Origin of the sequence: Vandammella animalimorsus, assembly GCF_002288875.1 — a bacterium.
Lineage (GTDB): Bacteria > Pseudomonadota > Gammaproteobacteria > Burkholderiales > Burkholderiaceae_C > Lampropedia > Lampropedia animalimorsus.
Genome location: NZ_NTBH01000011.1, coordinates 26,857 through 44,026 on the forward strand (window position 1 = coordinate 26,857; position 17,170 = coordinate 44,026).

11 protein-coding genes are annotated in these 17,170 nt (G+C 68.1%); all 11 read right to left on the bottom strand.

Translation table 11 applies throughout. From position 1 onward, the window contains the following. Nucleotides 1-19 precede the first annotated feature (19 nt). A complete protein-coding gene (locus CLI93_RS13205; RefSeq protein ID WP_143326439.1) occupies nucleotides 20-4,831 on the bottom strand; it encodes a translocation/assembly module TamB domain-containing protein in 4,812 nt (1,603 codons plus the stop codon). Nucleotides 4,832-4,896: 65 nt separating this feature from the next. After that, a complete protein-coding gene (locus tag CLI93_RS13210; protein WP_172424323.1) occupies nucleotides 4,897-6,987 on the bottom strand; it encodes an autotransporter assembly complex protein TamA in 2,091 nt (696 codons plus the stop codon). Between the two features lie 245 nt (nucleotides 6,988-7,232). Further along, entirely contained in the window at nucleotides 7,233-8,006 is a 774-nt protein-coding gene (locus CLI93_RS13215) for a superoxide dismutase (protein WP_429001317.1), read from the bottom strand. Between the two features lie 113 nt (nucleotides 8,007-8,119). Next, entirely contained in the window at nucleotides 8,120-9,673 is a 1,554-nt protein-coding gene (locus CLI93_RS13220) for an MFS transporter (protein ID WP_095996010.1), read from the bottom strand. A gap of 69 nt (nucleotides 9,674-9,742) precedes the next feature. Further along, the gene (locus tag CLI93_RS13225; RefSeq protein ID WP_095543089.1) at nucleotides 9,743-10,963 is read right to left on the bottom strand and encodes a CaiB/BaiF CoA transferase family protein; all 1,221 of its coding nucleotides are present in this window, start codon (nucleotides 10,961-10,963) and stop codon (nucleotides 9,743-9,745) included. Nucleotides 10,964-11,058: 95 nt separating this feature from the next. After that, on the bottom strand, nucleotides 11,059-12,246 hold the full coding sequence (locus CLI93_RS13230; protein ID WP_095543088.1) for an acyl-CoA dehydrogenase: 1,188 nt from the start codon (nucleotides 12,244-12,246) through the stop codon (nucleotides 11,059-11,061). A gap of 678 nt (nucleotides 12,247-12,924) precedes the next feature. Continuing rightward, nucleotides 12,925-13,638, bottom strand: coding sequence for a DUF937 domain-containing protein (locus CLI93_RS13235; RefSeq protein WP_095543087.1), 714 nt, complete (start codon nucleotides 13,636-13,638; stop codon nucleotides 12,925-12,927). A gap of 32 nt (nucleotides 13,639-13,670) precedes the next feature. Further along, nucleotides 13,671-14,192 carry a signal peptidase II gene (lspA, locus tag CLI93_RS13240; RefSeq protein WP_095540743.1) on the bottom strand — a complete coding sequence of 174 codons (522 nt, stop codon included), beginning with the start codon at nucleotides 14,190-14,192 and terminating at the stop codon, nucleotides 13,671-13,673. A 37-nt stretch (nucleotides 14,193-14,229) separates the two neighbouring features. Then, entirely contained in the window at nucleotides 14,230-14,415 is a 186-nt protein-coding gene (locus CLI93_RS13245) for a DUF2065 family protein (RefSeq protein ID WP_095540742.1), read from the bottom strand. A gap of 178 nt (nucleotides 14,416-14,593) precedes the next feature. Then, nucleotides 14,594-15,625, bottom strand: coding sequence for a protease modulator HflC (gene hflC, locus CLI93_RS13250; protein WP_095543086.1), 1,032 nt, complete (start codon nucleotides 15,623-15,625; stop codon nucleotides 14,594-14,596). A gap of 28 nt (nucleotides 15,626-15,653) precedes the next feature. Beyond that, nucleotides 15,654-17,090 carry an FtsH protease activity modulator HflK gene (hflK, locus tag CLI93_RS13255; RefSeq protein ID WP_095543085.1) on the bottom strand — a complete coding sequence of 479 codons (1,437 nt, stop codon included), beginning with the start codon at nucleotides 17,088-17,090 and terminating at the stop codon, nucleotides 15,654-15,656. Nucleotides 17,091-17,170 lie beyond the last annotated feature (80 nt).

Genomic DNA, 17,170 nt, shown 5'->3' on the forward strand with positions numbered 1-17,170 from the left:
TCGTATGGCTGGGTGTGGCTCAGTCGTAGCTGATGGTGTAGATCAAATCCACCGCGCTGGTCTGGCCCGTTTGGCCGCGCGCCGTCAGCCGCCGCGTGATGTCATAGAACACGTACAGCGTGCTGGCAGCGCCTGACAGACCGGCCTCGTAGGTGATGTAGAGCTGGTCAGACAGGCGCTTGCCGATGGAGACCCCGCTCTGGCTCAGGCCCACTTCGTCAAAGCCCAGGCCACCGGCCAGGCTGTCGCCCACGCTGCCAGCGAGCAAGCCCAGCGCCGCCTGCTGCATGGCGTTGCCGCCGCCCGAACCCGCGCCCGGCGCACGCCCCAGCACGACCCAGGACAAGGCCTCGGACTCGGGCAGCGAAGGCTCGGAGTACAGCCGCACACGCGGCGCCTGCGCCGTGCCGGTGACGCGCACGCCGGCGCGCACGTCGATGTTCGGGCGCACCGCCAGCATGTCGATGGAGGGGTTGGCGTACGGGCCATTGAAGCGCACCACGCCGCGCTCCACATTCAGCGCCTGGCCCCAGGCGCGGTAACGGCCCTCGTCGGTGCGAATCTCGCCGACCACGCTCACCGGCCCCGGCCCCTTGGCAGTGCTGGTCACGGTCAGATTGCCTTCCAGACGCGTGGTGATGCCGTAGCCCTGCAACGCGAAATCGCGCCCCAGGTCAAGCTGAATGCGCAAATCCATGGGCTTGGCCGTTTTCAGCTGGCCGCGCGGTTGCTCGCCCTCTTCCTGCTCGGCCTGCTTCTCGGCCTTTTCCTCGGCCCGTTGCTTCGCGCTCTTGGGCGCGACCTGATCTTGCGGCACGCCACGGCGCACCACCAGCACGTCGTCGCCCAGCACTGGCGCTTGGGATTCGGGCAAGGTGATGGCAGCGCGATCGACCCGCACGTCGCCGCGCACGCGCAGCGCGCCATCAGCCAGCGCCGCCTGCAGCGTGCCGCTCAGGCTCATTTGCCGATCGTTGCGCACCAACACCTGCATTTGCTCCAGCTGCGCCTTCACATCCAGCGCCAGGCCCGTGCCGGCGGCCCCGGCCGCGCCGCTCCAGTCGAGCACGCCGCTGGCCACCATGCGGCCGCGCTCCACCGGCGCAGGCGTGCGGTTGCCGCTCAGGCCGGGCACGTAGGCATTGCTGCCCGTGCCGCCGTGCAGCACCAGTTCTTCGATCTGCAGGCGACTGCCCTGGAGCTGGGCCTCAAGGCGACCATCGTGCAAGTCCACCCCATCGAGCACCGAGCGCACATTGAGCTGGCGCGCCCGGATGGGCCCCTGCAACTGCGGCGCCTGCAGCGTGCCAGCCAGCCGCACGTCGGCCTCCAGCGCGCCGGCAATGCGCCAGCCCAGTGGGGCCAAGCCAGCCCAAACGCCCAAATCCTGCACCTTGGCCTGCACGCGGCCGTCCAACGGCGCATCGGCTGGCAAGGCCCAGCCGCCGCCCTGCTTGGCCAGCCGCGTCTGCACCTGCGCCTGCACGGTGCCAGCGCGCTCGGTGTCCCAATCGAGCGTGGCCTGCAACTGCTCACCCTGCGATTGCAGGCGCAGCGCCAGATTCTTGATGCCTGCGGCCACGCCGCGCCGGCGCGGTGCGTTGCTTTGCACCGTCGTGCCGGGGGCCACGGCCGCTGCGGCCTGCGCGGCCGATGGCTCGCCCAGCCACAGCTCACCGCTGCTGCGCTGCAGCGCGGCCTGCACGCGCAACTGCTGGCCCATGTCGATGTCCCAATTGCCTTGCAGCACCAGGCTGGAGTGCAGGCCCGCAGCCTGCAAGGGGCGCTGCTGCGGCAGCAGCGCATCGACCCAGCCAACCACCAGGCCGCTGAACTGGCCGCGGCTTTGCAACTGCATGGCGCCGCCTGGGCGCTGCTGCCATTGCAGCGGCTCCCAACGCAGCTGCAGCGCCTCGCCCTGGCGGGCCACCTGCGCCGGCGGCGTCAGGCTGGCCTGGCCGGCCGTGGCATCCACGCGCAGCGCCTGGCCGTTGTGCAGCTTCAGGCGCAGGCCATCGGCCACTTGCAAGCGCCAAGGCCCGGTCTGGCCGGGCAGCGTGGCGGCTGCAGCCAGTTGCTCGATGGCAATATCCCAGGCGGCGCTTGCGCCGCCCGTAGCCTGGGCTTGACTCATACGCGCGCGCGCATCCAGCACGGCCTGCGCATCGTTGGCGCGCACATCACCATGCAAGGCCAGTGTGGCGGCAGCCAGATTGCCTTCGAGCTGCAGTTGCAAGGCCCGGATGGCCAGTTGCGTGCCCGGGGCCTGGCTCGCTGGTTTGGCAGGCGTTTTCTTCTGAGTTTTGCCTTTGGCCTTGGTTTGGGCCTGCGCGGGGCTGTCGGCAGCGGGCAGCACGATGCGCAGGCCCTGGCTGTGCGCCTTGGCAGCCAGGCGCAGCTGCGGATGGGCAGCGGGCTTTTGCAGGCCTTGCAGCCACTGCTGCCAGCCGCCATTCCAATCGGCCTCGAACTGCAACGCGCCTTGGGCCTGCAGCGGCGGCAAGGCCGCACCGACCACGGGCATCCCGCGCAGCCAGGCCAGCAGTTGCTCGGCCGAGGCCACCTGCAGCGCCAGCTTGCCTGCGCCTGCGGCCTGCTGCATGGCCGTGTCGGCCTGCAGGCTCAGACCGGGCGCGCTGGCACTGAGCACGGCCTCGATGCGCTCGGCCGCAGGCAGGGCCACCTGCAGTTTGCTGGCCTCGACCTTTGCGCCCAACGCATCCAGCTGCAGCTGCTGCACGTCCAGCAGCTGCGGCTGCCAGCGGCCCTTGGCCTGGATGGTGCGCACGGCCCAGGCTGCGCCCGACCCAGCCTGGGCCGCGCCAGTGCCACGGATATCGGCCTCGAAGGCGATGTCCTGCTCCAGCTGCCCCTGGGCGGAGAACGCCCCACTCAGGCTGGGCGCTTGCGCGCTGGCCAGCTCGCCGTGCACGGCCTGCAGCGGCAGTTGCTGCAGCTCGCCTTGCACGGCCAGGGCCTGGGTTTGCGGCGCGAAGTGGCCTTGCAGTTGCAGGTGCGCCGGCCCGGCCTGGGCCGCAGTCTCCGCGCTGGCGGCAGCGGCGCCAAAGTGCGCCTGCAGGGTTTGGACGCTCCAGCGCTCGGGCGCGATCTGCAGTTGCGTCAGCAGCTGCGCCAGTGGCAGGCGCTGCCGATCCAATGGCCCAGCCTGGGCGTTGCGCAGCTCGGCGTCGATCTGCCAGGGCGATTGCAGCCAATCGGGCTGCGCGCCATGTGGTGCGCCATCTGGCGCCTGGGCCAAGGGTGTGCCTGGGGCCGGGCGCAGCTTGGCCTGGCCGCTCAGGCGCGTGTGCGGCAGGCTGGCCTGCAGGGCCTGCAGGTCAATGGCGTGCAGCGCCAGATCCAGCTCGGCCGTATTCCAGCGCTGCGGATCGGCCTGGCCACTCAGTTGCAGCCGACCGGCTGGGGCTCTGCCTTCGAGTTCCACGGTGGCCTGTTCGATGCGCACGGCCTCAGGGGCATAGTGCAGCAACGCCTGCAGGCGGCGCACAGGCAGTTGCTGCGCATCCCAGTTGCCGGGCTGGCGGTTGTCGATTTCGGCCTGCAGTTGCCAGGGCGCGGCCCACGGATCTTGCGCCTGCGCCGCCGGGGCTGGGTTTTGCGGCGCCAGCGTCAGCGTGCCGTACAAATCGGTGGCCGGGGCCTGGGCATGGAAGGCCTGGGCGTTGATGTGCGCCAACTGCACGCGGCTTTGGCCCAGCGGCAGGCGGCGCCAGGGGTGGATCTGGGCCTGCAGCTGCAATTGCGCCTGCGCTGCGGCGCTGGCGGCTGGCTTGACCGCTGGCTTGGCTGGCGTCTTGGCCGCTGTTTGGGGGGCCGAATCTGTGGCCGCCGCAGCTTGCGGGGCGCTGCTCTGCGCGGCCTTGCTCGCCTCTGCTGCCGTCTCTGCTGCCTCCACAGCCCAGGCGGCCAGCAGATCGGCCGGGGCGCTGGCGGTGGCGGCGCGCTCCTGCGCCTGCAGTTGCAATTGCAGCTGGGCATCGGGCCCGCCGGCCAGCGTGCCCTCGGCCGTCAGCAGGGCCTGCATGGTCTGCGGCGTCTGGGGCACCACGTCGTGCAGCCAGGCGCCCAGCGTGGCCTGTAGATCAAGCTGCTGGGCGTGCAGCCGCACCAGGCCCTGAGCCTGGCTTTGGCCATAGTGCAGGCTGTGCAGCTGCAACGCGTGCCAGGGCGCGTCATAGCGGTAGTGCGCGCGCAGGTCTTGCAGCACCTGGCTCTGGCTTTGGCCTGTGGCATCAACGGTTTCGATCTCCAAAGTCTGCACCTGCAGCGGCAATTGCACGCTGCGCAGCGGCAGGGCCAGAGAGTCGGGCATGACAAAGGGTTGCTGCTCAGGCGGGGGCGGCGCATCGGGCTGGGGCGTCAGGCGCACATGCAAGCGCTCGGCCTGCAGAGTGCGCACGTGCAGCGCGCGGCCCAGCAGTTCGGACAGCGTCCAGTCCAGCCGCAGATCGTCGATGTGCAGCGCCACGCCGGGCATTTGCCACTGCAACGTGCCGATCTGGCCGCCGCCGGTGATGGAGCCTTGCGCCTGGCTGTAGTCGAGCGTGTGACCGGCGGGCAGGTAGCGCTGCGCCAGCGCCAGCGCGCGCGGCAGCGAGCCATCGCGGCTGGCCCACCACCACAGCCCGCCCACCGCCAGCGCCAGCAACAGCACCAGGCCCAGCAGCAGCCACAGCAAGGCGCGCAGCCAGCGCCGGCGCGGGCGGCGCGCTGACTGGTCATGGCCAGCAGCGATCGGGGCCGCAGGCACGCGGCCCGCGGCGATGGAGGGGTCAGTGGGCGGCGCATCCGCCCGAGTGTGATCGTTCATCATTCAAGCGCCAGGCGGCGCAGCGTGGCGTGGCCCTGGGCCATGCGCCGCGCTGCGCCGCTTGTTCAGAAAGTAAAGCCCATGCGCAGGTGCAAGCGCAGCTGCTGCTTTTTCAGGCCGTAGGCGATGTCTGCCTGCATGGGGCCAACAGGGCTGTTCCAGCGGATGCCCGTGCCCAGGCCGGTGTAGAGCGCGGAGCGGCCGGAGTGATCGGCCACCGTGCCCATGTCGAGAAACACGGCATGCTCCCAATCGGCGCTGTTGCCCATGAGCGTGATGGGGCGCTGCCACTCCAGGCTGCCAATGCCCATGTAGCGCCCGCCGTAGAGCTTGCCCGCCAGCGAGCGGGTGCCGATGCTGTGATAGCTGTAGCCGCGCACCGTGGTGTCGCCGCCGGTGAGAAACAGCAGCGCTGGCGGGATTTCCACATCGTCATCGGCCAGCACCGCGCCCAGCTCGCCGCGCAGCGCCAGGCGGCTGCGACGCCCGGCGGCGTTGCGCTCGCCCATGGGCCAGAAGTACATGCCGCGCAGGTGCAGGCGCAGGAAAGGGTCTTGCGAGGGCGTCAGCGTCATGCCCAGGCCAGCCTGCGCGCCCAGGCCGTAGCCGCGCGTGGGGTTGCTGTCGTTGTTGAAGTAGCGCCCCGTCCAGGCGTAATTGGCCATCAGCGCCGAGGCGCTGCCCGGCGCATCGCCGCCTTCGAGCCGGCCCATGTCGTACTGCAGGTAGTAGCGCCGCTCGATGTGGCCCACGGACTTGCTGCGCCCGCCCACCAGCGCCAGGCTTTGGGACTTGAAGTCGCCGGCATCGGCGCGCTCCAGCGCCGCGCCCATGTACCACGACCAACCGGCGCGGTTGGGCATGGCCGTCCACTGGGTCGAAGCCTTCTGGTTCTTTGCGTCCAGCGCGATTTGGCTGAGCGCGCGCCAGCCCAGCGGCCAAAGCCGGTTGTGTGTGTGGTCGAACGACAGGCGCGGCCCGGCATCGGTGCTCAGGCCCAGGCCGAACACGGCCTTTTGCAGCTTGGCCTCGCGCAGCTGCGCGATCACCGTGGCGTTTTCGGGGTCGCTGTTTTCGGTGTCGAGCATCAGAAATGCCGACTCGAAATAACCGCTGCTGGCCAGGCGCTGCTGGGCGTCGAGCAGCACGTCCTCGCTGTAGTCTGCGCCGATGGGCAGGCGCACGATGTTGCGAATGCCCTCGGCGTCGTAGCGCTGCACGCCGGTGAGCTTGAGCTGGCCAAAGCGGTACAGGGGGCCGGCGTCATAGGCCACGTGCAGGGTGGCGCGGTTGTCATCGGCGTCAATGCGCGCCTGGCTGTGGGCGATCTGCGCCGTCGGGTAGCGCCGGCGCTGCAGCACGCGCAGCCCCTCGCTCTTGGCGCTGTCCCAGGCCGACTGCGTGAAGGCATCGCCCGGCTTGAGCGACCAGCGCCGCTCAATGCGCTCGCGCTGCGGCTGGGCCTGGGCATCGCTGGCCATGGGCTCGGCAAATTCGATGCGGTGGCTGGCCACCGTGGTCTGCGGCCCCGGATCGACCTCGATCACGATGCGGCGCGGCGCCTGCTCCTGGCCTTGCTCCACGCGCAGCTCCAGCTGTGGATTGAAATACCCCAGCGCAGCGAGCAAATCGCGCGCATTGGTATCGGCCTCGGCCATCAGCCGGTTGAACTCCAGCTCGCGCAAATCCGGGAAATGCACATAGCGTTGCAACGCCAGGTGGCGCTCCAAGTGCTTGGCAATGTCGCGCTGGCTGCTGCGCACCTGCACCGTAAAAGACAGTGGCGCCTGCGCGCCCTGTTGCAGCTCGGCATCGTCGGCGGCGGCATCGTCTGCCGCATCGGCCGCCACATCCGTAGCGCCGCCTGCGGCAGCATCGGCGGCAGGCTGGGCACTGCCTGGGGCGGCGTCCATGGTCACATCGGTCATCGCATCGGCTGCGCTGCTGCGGCGCTGGGCGACGGGTAGGCTGGAGGCACCTGCGGCAGCGCCTGCAGGCACGGCCTGGGCTGCGACACCTTCCGTCTGGGCCTGCCGCGGCTGCTCAGACAGCGCGCCACACGCTGTCAACACCAGCGCAGCGACACCTGCCAGGGGCAAGCAGGCCCAGCGCTGCACGCTGGCCTGAGCGCCCCGTGAAAAAAATATACCTTTCATGGCCCCGTATTCTGACACTGGCCACCCGGGCATGCGGCCGCGTCCGGCAAAGGGCCTGTGCGAAGGAAGTGAACCCATTGGCCAGGCGATCATGCCGACCGTCTCCCCCCGAAAACGGTCGAGAACCTGCTCAAAATCCCGGCGCGAATGGGCAAGAAGCGGTTTGGGATGGGAAGCAATGCGCAAGCCGCAGATCGCCCCAATCCGCTTGCTTGCACACCGCACAAAGATTCATGAACAGGTTCTTACGGCTTCAGCGCCTGGGCAAAGCGCTGATTGACGGCGTTCCAGTTCACCACCTGCCACCACGCCTTGAGGTAATCGGCGCGCTTGTTCTGGTAGCGCAGGTAGTAGGCATGCTCCCACACGTCATTGCCCAGCAGCGGCGTGCCGCGCACTTCGGCCACGTCCATGAGCGGGTTGTCCTGATTGGGGGTGGAGCCGATGGCCAGCTTGCCTTCTTGCACGATCAGCCAGACCCAGCCGGAGCCAAAACGGCTGCCGCCTGCGGCATTGAAGGCCTGCTGCATCTGCTGCAACGAGCCAAAGTCGCGCTCGATGGCTTGCAGCAATTGCGCCGAGGGCTGGCCGCCCTTGCCTACCGGGGCCATGCTGGCCCAGAAGAAGTCGTGGTTCCAGGCGCCGCCGCCGTTGTTGCGCACGCCAGCGGGGAACTGGGAGATCTGCGCCATCAGCTGCTCCAGGCTGAGCTGGGCCAGCTTTGTGTTTTCGGCAGCAGCGCGGTTGAGGTTGTCGTAATAGCCGCGATGGTGGCGGCCCCAGTGGATTTGCATGGTCTGGGCGTCGATGACTGGCTCCAGCGCATCGGCCGCATAAGGCAAGTCGGCATGCTTGAACGGGCCGGCCACGGCCTGGGCAGACGCCGCCACGGCGGCTTGGGCATCGGTCGACATTGTTGGCGCCTTGCCATCATCGGCGGCATGCCCGCCCTGCGAAGCCAGCAGGGCCGCTGCAGCAGCGCAGCTCAGGCTCAGGCGGCGAAGGGTGAAGGTCTGCATAAGAGTCTCCTGTGCAAAGAGGCGTGAAGGGCCTTCATGGTACGGACGATTTGCACGAAGCGCAGCGCCTCGGGCATTTGCCCCACCCACATCACGCCTTGCCCTTGAGCGTGTTATGAACTTTCCGCCCCCCGCTCGGGCTGCCACAGCCACAGCGCCAGCAAGGTGGCGGCCAGCAATGCGGCGCTGGCGCTGGCCACGGCCACAAAGGCGCGCTCGAACGCGGCGCTGGCCGCTTGCTGCAGCGCATCCGCCCAGGGCGCGGGCAAGGTTTGGGCGGCCAGGCGCGCCTCATCCAGGCTGTCGTAAATCTGCGGCAGAGCGGCGTATGCGGGCGCATCGGGCAAATGCAGGCTGGCGGCGTACACCGCCGTCATCAGGCTGCCCAGCAGCGCCACGCCCAGCAGGCCGCCCAGCTCGTAGGAGACTTCCTCCATCGACGCGGCCATGCCGGCCTTGTCCTCGGGCGCGCCGAGCATGACGGCCGATGAGGCCCCCGTCACCGCCACGCCATAGCCGCCGCCCAGCAATGCCAAGGCCACCACCAGCGGCCAGCCCATGCCCTGATAAAGCGCCAGCGTGCCCAGCAGCCCGGCCATGCACACCGCCATGCCGCCGAGGATGACGACGCGCGGCCCGCCCCGCCCGGCCAGCGCGCCCGCCAGCGGCCCGGCGACGAATGAGGCCAGGGCCATGGGCAACATGTACAGCCCGGCCTGCAAGGGGCTGAGCGCGCGCACCAGTTGCAGCCATTGGCTGAATACGAGCTGGAAACCGATGAAGGCGATGGAGCACATCAGCGCCGCTGCCACGCCGCTGCCAAGCCCAGGCAGGCGCAGCAGGGAAAAGTCGATCAACGGATGGGCGATGCGCTGCTGGCGCCGCACGAACAGCAACAGCAGCGCCAGCCCCACGGCCGCAGCCAGCGCCAGCTGCGCCCAGGGCGGGCGCAGCTGGGCAGCAGCCTGGATGGCATAGGTCAGCCCCAGCATGCCCAGCAAGGCCAGCAGCGAGCTGGGCCAATCCCACACAGCGCGAGCCTGGCCTGCGCCCTGGCGCTGGCGATCGGGGCTGATGACGGCAAAGACCAGCCCCAGGCTGAGCAGCACCGCCGGCACATTGATGAGAAAGACCGAGCCCCACCAAAACCGCGTGAGCAAAAAACCGCCCAGCACCGGCCCCAACGCCGCGCCGCCCGAAGCAACGGAGGCCCAGATGCCAATGGCCAGGCCGCGCTCGCGCTCATCGACAAACGTCAGGCGGATCAGCGCCAGCGTGGCGGGCATCATCAACGCCGCACCGCAAGCCAGTGCAGCGCGCGCGGCAATCAACGAGGCCGCGCTGGGCGAGTACGCGGCCCACACCGAGGCCAGGCCAAACAGCGCCAGCCCGGCCGCAAACACCCGCCGGTGGCCCAAGCGGTCGCCCAGCGTGCCCGTGCCCGGCAGCAGGCCGGCCACCACCAGCGGGTACATGTTGACGATCCACAGCTTTTGCGCCGCGCTGGCGCGCAGCTCGTGCGTGAGGATGGGCAAGGCGGTGTAGAGCACCGTCATGTCGATGACGATGAGCAGCAACGCGCTGGAGAGCACCGCCAGCGCCAGCCAGCGCCGCGCGTCGGGCTTGTCCGGCCCTGCGGCCGGGCCAGGGCGAAGGGGCTTGTTCATCATCGGACTCCGGGTTTCAAAAATTATGGCTGTGGCCTTGGCTCACCCACCCAGCTCACACACACTCGATCACACCACGCCCCGTTCGCGCAGCGCGGCGATGGCGGCGGCATCCAGCCCCAGCTCCTGCAGCACAGCCTCGGTGTGCTGGCCAATGGCTGGCGGGGCATGGCGGTTTTGCACGGGCGTGGCCGAGAGCTTGATCGGGCAGGCCACCTGCGGTACCTGGCCGAGCTGGGCATGGGGCAATGTGAAGGCCATGCCGCGCGCCTGCACTTGCGCATCGGCAAACACGCCCGAGAGCGTGTTGATGGGACCGCAGGGCACGGCCTTGGCCTCCAGCGCGGCAATCCACTGGGCCGTGCTGCGCTGGCGGGTGAGGGCCTGCAGCAGGGGGATGAGCGCGTCGCGATGCTGCACGCGCTGGGCGTTGCTGGCAAAGCGCGCATCGGCGGCCAACTCGGGCGCGCCCGCTTCGGCGCAAAAGCGCTGGAACTGGCCGTCGTTGCCAATGGCCAGAATCATGTGGCCGTCGGCGGTGGGGAAGTCCTGGTACGGCACGATGCTGGGGTGGGCATTGCCCAGGCGGGCCGGGTCCTGGCCGGTGGCCAGGTGGCCCAGGGCCTGATTGGCCAGGCAGGCAACCTGCACGTCCAGCAGCGCCATGTCGATGTGCTGGCCCTGGCCGCTGTGCTCGCGCCAGGCCAGCGCGGCCAGGATGGCGTTGCTGGCGTACAGGCCGGTGAGGATGTCGGTCAACGCCACGCCCACCTTCATCGGCCCGCCGCCGGGCTCGCCATCGGGGCGGCCGGTCACGCTCATCAAGCCGCCCAGGCCCTGGATGAGAAAGTCGTAGCCCGCGCGCGGCGCGTAAGGGCCAGTCTGGCCAAAGCCAGTGATGGAGCAGTAGACCAGCCGTGGGTTGAGCGCAGCCAGGCTGTCGTAGTCCAGCCCGTACTTTTTCAGCCCGCCGACCTTGTAGTTCTCCAGCAGCACGTCGGCCTTGGCGGCCAGCTGGCGCACCAGCGCCTGGCCCTGGGGCTGGGTGATGTCGATGGCGATGGAGCGCTTGTTGCGGTTGGCGCAGAGGAAATAGGAGGCGGTGTCACTGGCCTGGCCCTGCGCATCCTGCGCCCAGGGCGGCCCCCAGTGGCGCGTGTCATCGCCCTGGCCGGGACGCTCGACCTTGATGACGTCGGCGCCCAGGTCGGCCAACAATTGGCCAGCCCACGGCCCGGCCAGGATGCGCGAGAGATCGAGTACGCGGATGTGCGAGAGAGCGCCTGTCATGGTGCAGTCCTTCCTTGTTGGGCAGGAAATGAAAACGGGCGGCCTGCGCCGCCCGGAACGACCAGCGCCTACGGCAAGCGCAGGCCCGGCAGATGTCAGTTGGCAAACGCGGCAATGCCGGTGATGGCGCGACCCAGGATCAGCGCGTGTACGTCGTGCGTGCCCTCGTAGGTGTTGACCACTTCGAGGTTGACCAGATGGCGCGCCACGCCAAATTCATCGCTGATGCCGTTGCCGCCGAGCATGTCGCGCGCCATGCGGGCAATCTCCAACGCCTTGCCGCAAGAGTTGCGCTTGATGATGGAGGTGATCTCCACCGGCGCCTGGCCTGCGTCCTTGAGGCGGCCGACCTGCAGGCAGGCCTGCAAGCCGATGTGGATTTCGCTGAGCATGTCGGCGAGCTTTTTCTGCACCAGCTGATTGGCCGCCAGCGGGCGGCCGAACTGCTTGCGGTCCAGCGTGTACTGGCGCGCGGTGCGCAGGCAATCCTCGGCTGCGCCCAGCGCGCCCCAGGCGATGCCGTAGCGCGCCGAGTTCAGGCAGGTGAACGGCCCTTTGAGGCCGCGCACCTCGGGGAAGGCGTTTTCTTCGGGCACGAAAACCTCGTCCATGACGATCTCGCCGGTGATGGAGGCGCGCAGCCCCACCTTGCCGTGGATGGCCGGCGCCGACAGGCCCTTCCAACCCTTTTCCAGCACGAAGCCACGGATCTGGCCTTCGTCGTCCTTGGCCCAGACCACGAACACATCGGCGATTGGGCTGTTGGTGATCCACATCTTGTTGCCCGTGAGCGAATAGCCGCCATCGACTTTGCGGGCCCGCGTGAGCATGGAGCCCGGGTCGGAGCCGTGGTTGGGCTCGGTCAGGCCAAAGCAGCCGATCCACTCGCCGCTGGCCAGCTTGGGCAGGTACTTCTGCCGCGTGGCCTCATTGCCGAATTCGTAGATGGGCACCATCACCAGCGAGGACTGCACGCTCATCATCGAGCGGTAGCCCGAATCCACGCGCTCGACCTCGCGCGCAATCAGCCCGTAGCTGACGTAGTTCAGCCCCGCGCCGCCGTATTGCTCGGGGATGGTCGCGCCCAATAGGCCAATGGAGCCCATTTCACGGAAGATGCCCGGATCGGTCTGCTCATTGCGAAACGCCATCTGCACACGCGGCGCCAGCTGCTCCTGGCAATAGGCGCGGGCCGCGTCTCGCACCTGGCGCTCGTCCTCGCTCAGCTGTGCGTCCAGCAGCAGCGGGTCTTCCCAATTGAAAGTGGCTTTGGTGGCGGCCATGCGGTCAGTCTCCTTATCGTTCGTTGCAAAAAAATGCCGCCGGCCGGGGCGCTGCAAAGGCGCGAGGCCCAACCAACGGTTTGAAGTTTGGCATTCTAGAGCGTGTGATGCACTTTGCGCCCCCCGCGCTGGCCCCAAAACCGTGTCATCGCAAGGCGGCGCGCGCGGCCAAGGCTGGCTGCCTTGGCAAGTGAGCCAACGCGGCGAGTGCATGGTTTTGGGGTCAGCCCGAAGGGAGAGCGCCTCGGCATGCGCATTGCGGCGTTGCCGTTTCCTTGCAGCCCGTCAGGCTGCGGCGCAAACGGCGCCTTGCACTGCACACGCCGGGGTGCTCTCGCGGGGGGCGCAAAGTGCATCACACGCTCTAGAAAGCCCAAACCCGGCCCACAAACGCTTTTTGGCACCTTCTTGACGAAATCTCTTCGCCCCAGACTCAAAGTTCTGCGCAAAGCCAGCAAAAAAAGTCAGCGTGGGGGATCGACAGTGCGCAAAGACTTGCATGGCAGGCGCTGGCGCGCGCTGCCCACAGGCTTCTGCGCGACAGCGAACTGGCCAGAGCGCAGATGCAAAACAAAAATGCTTGCAAGGCATACAAGCTTGCAAGCATTTTCAACGCCGCAGATTCCGGTTCTTGACCGAAACACCGCCGCAATACTGAATCTCAATAGCCCCTGAACTTCAGCGACGCTTGCCGCCCAGGAATTGCGCGCCGAACTTGAGCACATCGCCCATGTCCAGCTTGCCGTCGCCGTTCTGATCCAGAACGGCCCCCAGCAGGCCGCCTGCAGCGCCACCGCGCTGGCGCACTTGGCTGCGCTCGCGGCCCAGCAGCGAGCCCAGTGCATCGGCAGACGAAGCCCGGCCACTGGTGATTTGGCGCCCCAGATAGCCCATGACCAAGGGCGCCAGCATCAGCAGCAGCTTGTGCACCATGGCGCTGTCCAGGCCTGTGGCCTGGCTCAGACCGCTCTCCGCCTGGGCCTTCTTGCCGCCCAGGATGTGGCCCAGAATGCCCTCGGCATTGAAGCGGCCAGAAGGTGCGGGCGCGGCAGCAGCGCCACCCGCGCCGCCGAGCAAACCGCCCAGGGCGCCAGCCATGCCCGCGCCGCCAGCGCCGCCGAGCACGGCCCCCAGCAAGCCGCTCAGATCGGGCATGCCCGCTGCCGCCTGCGGCGCAGTCGCATGGTCGCGCTCCAGCGCGCCAAACAGCGCCTGCGCGCCTTCCGGTTGGGCGGCGTTCTGGCCCAAAGCGCCAAGCAGAAATGGCACGGCTGTTTCCACAGCGCTTTGCGTCTGCTGCTCGCTCACGCCCAGCTGCTGCGCCAACTGCGCCAGCGGCATGCCGCGCAATTGGGCAAGTAGATCATCGGTGATGGAAGTGGATGGGTTCATGGCAAAACTCCTAATCATCAACAGCTTGCTTTTCAACGGGCGGCCCGCTCCTGGCGCCAGCGCAGCCATTCAGCCAGCAGCACGCCCACGACACCCAGCGTAATGGCCATGTCGGCCACATTGAAGGCGGGGAAATGCGCCCCCCGCCAATGAAAGTCCAGAAAGTCCACCACATAGCCGTGGGCAATGCGGTCGATCACATTACCAATGGCGCCGCCCAGAATCAAGGCCAGCGCCGCCGAGGCCAGGCGTTGCTGGCCATGCGCACGCAGCTGCCAAAGGATAAACAGCGCCGCCAGTGCGGCAATGGCCACGAAAAACCAGCGCTGCCAGCCGCCTTGGCCGGCCAGAAACGAAAACGCCGCCCCGGTGTTGTGGGCCCGCACGATGTTGAAGAACTGCGTCACCGGCGTGAACTCGCCCCAGCGGTAATGCTGCAGGATCCACTGCTTGCTCAGTTGGTCGAGCACCACCACCAGCAACGCCAGCGCAAGCCAGCGCCAGAACGGGCGCGCCCCGTTGGCGGGCTGCCCAGAGGAAGAAGAGACACTCATAAATTGTCCAATCGTTGGAGCCGTCGCGGGCGCCGCGTCACCACAGCCACAGCAAGGCCAGCCCCAGCAGGATGCTGATCAGGCCCAGCCCGCGCACACTGGCTTGGCTTTGCTGCGCAATCTGCTGCATCCAGCGCTGCCAGGCGCCTGGCGCCAAAAAAGGCAGCAGGCCTTCAATGATGAACACCAGCCCCAAGGCCAGCAGCAAGGTTTCGGCGTGCATAGGGTCGTTGGGTCGGGCGCGGCCGTCGCGCAAAAAGCGGCATGGCCACGCGGCGGCCAAAGAAATGTCTGCACCAATTGCAGCGGCAAAGTGTGCGCTGCGCATTCGTGCAGGCCCTCCAAAAGGGTTTTGGCAAAGGGGTCTGGGCCGGGCGCACTGCGCCGGCGCGCCACTGCCATCAGGGCCTGCGGCCCTCAGCGCCAGGAGTGCGCATGGCCTTGAAGAACTCGGACTCGTTGGGGTCGAGCACCATCACATCGCCCGGCTTGCCCAGGCTGCTGCGGTAGGCCTGCAGGCTGCGGTAGAACTGGGCGAAGTCCGGATCCTGGCTGTAAGCCCGGGCAAAGGTTTCCGTGGCGGCGCTGTCGCCTTGCGCGCGGATTTCCTGAGCCTCGCGGTAGGCTGCAGCCAGGGTCTCGGTGCGCTGGCGGTCGGCATTGGCGCGGATGCGCTCGCCCTCGGCCTGGCCTTCGGAGCGCAGGCGGTTGGCCTCGCGGGTGCGCTCGGCCTCCATGCGCTTGAAGACGGATTCGGTGATGTCCTTGGAGTAGTCAACGCGGGTGATGCGCACATCAACGATTTCGATGCCCCAAGAGAGCTTGACGCGCGCCTGACCATGCTCGTCGAGCTCCACCTTGGCCTCGGCGGCCTGAACGCCGTCTTGCGCCACAGGCTGCTCAGCGCTGGTGGCGCTGGCGGCGTCCGATGCAGGCTTGCTGCCTTCGACGGGGCTGCCGCCAACGCTTTCGGACACCTGGCGCAGCACGTCCTGCATCAGGCCACGCCGATCCTCGGAGAGCAGCTGGCGCACGGTGCGGCGGTTGACTTCCTCCTGGAAGGCGCTGCGCACCACGCGGCCCAGCTGCGCGGCGCCGGCTTCTTCAGTCCGGCCCACGCTGCGGATGTAGGCCTCGGGGTCGGTGATGCGCCAGCGCACATACCAGTCGATCACCACCCATTGCTTTTCCTCCGTCAGCGTCGGCTCCAGCGAAGGGCTCTCCAACGTCAGCAGACGCTTGTCCAGATAGTCCACCGTCTGGAACGGCGCTGGCAGCCACTTGACGTGCAGGCCCGGCTGCTTGACGACGCGGCTGATCTCACTGAGGTGGTACACCACCCCGTAGCGGCGCTCGTCCACGACGAACAGCACCGAGCTGGCCGCTGCCAGCAACAGCAGCAGCGACACCACCCAAAACCCAATTCGATTCATGATTGATTCCTCTTGCTAAGGGCTGCGTTCAGCGCGATTCCCGGGTGGGGCGGCGAGCGCCCTGCGGCGCGGCCGGGGCGTAGCCCGCGCTGGGCGCGGCGGGTGCACTGGCGGCCTCGGCGCTGGCCGTGCCTTCTGCGGCGGCCGCGTGGCTGCGCACTGCGGCGGCGGCGCTTTGCTCCATCAGCTTGTCCAGCGGCAAATAGACCAGGTTGTTGCCGCCATCGCCGCCGTCGAGCAGCACCTTGCTGCTCTTCTTGTAGATCTCCTCCATGGTCTCCAGGTACATGCGCTCGCGCGTGACGGCCGGTGCCTGGCGATAAGCGCCCAGCACGGCCGAGAAGCGCGCGGCATCGCCCTCGGATTCGGCCATCACGCGCAGGCGATAGCCCTGGGCTTCCTCCTTGATGCGCGCGGCCTCACCGACGGCGCGCGGGATGATGCGGTTGGCGTAGGCCTCGGCGTCGTTCTTGGCGCGCTCGCGCTCCTGATCGGCGCGCAGCACGTCGTCGAAGGCTGCGCGCACACTCTCGGGCGGCAGCACGCCGCTGTCCTGCATGTTGATGGCCACCACCGTCACGCCCAAGCGGTAGCGATCCACAATCTCCTGCATGATTTCGCGCACGCCAGGGGCGATTTCGGCGCGGCGGTTGGCCAGGGCCTCGTCCATGGTCATATCGCCAATGACTTCCCTCACCGCCGTCTCGGCCGCAGACACCAGGGCGCCCTGCGGGTTTTGCGCATTGAACTTCCAGTTCTCGGCATTGGTGATGCGGTATTGCACGTTAAAGCGCACCTCGACGATGTTCTCGTCCTTGGTCAGCATGGCGTGCTCGTTCAGGCCCGTGGCCGGCAGCATATTGTTCGAGCCCACGGCCAGCGGCTGGATGCGCATGTCCACAATCTCATGGCTGCCAATGGGCGAGGGCAAGCGGTAGCGCAGGCCAGCTGGCACGGTGCTCTGGTACTTGCCAAAGCGCAAGATGACTGCGTTGTGACCTTCCTGCACCACAAAAAAGCCCGAGGCCAGCCACAGGCCCAGCAGCACCACGGCCACCAGTGACACCAAGCCGCCAGAAATGCTAGGCGGCTTGAAACCGCCAGGCATGCCACCTCGCGGGCCGCCCGGCGGGCGGCGTCCGCCCTGGCCCCCCAACAGGTTGGAGAGCTTGCGGTTCAAATCCCCCATCAGCTCACTCAGATCGGGTGGCTGCTGCTGCCCGCCCCGGGGGCCGCCTTGCGGGCCTGCAGGGGGGCGAGGCGGCATCGGTGGCGGTGGGGAGGGCGGCGGCGGAGGCAAGGCATCGCCCTGATCAGCGCCCCCAGCGCCATTGCCGCCGCGCGCACCACTGCCGGACTGGCCAGCCCCCGCATCCCTGCCCCAGCCTGGGTCGTTGAGGTTCAACAGGGCGCGCAGCCGCTCCAGAAAGCGCGCCAAACCTTGGCGGCGTGGTAATGCAGTCATTCACTCAGTCTCGTTGGTTGAATCTCGTGTGGCGCGCACTGCGCATGGCCGGGCCAGAAGGCGCACGGCGCCATGCAGGG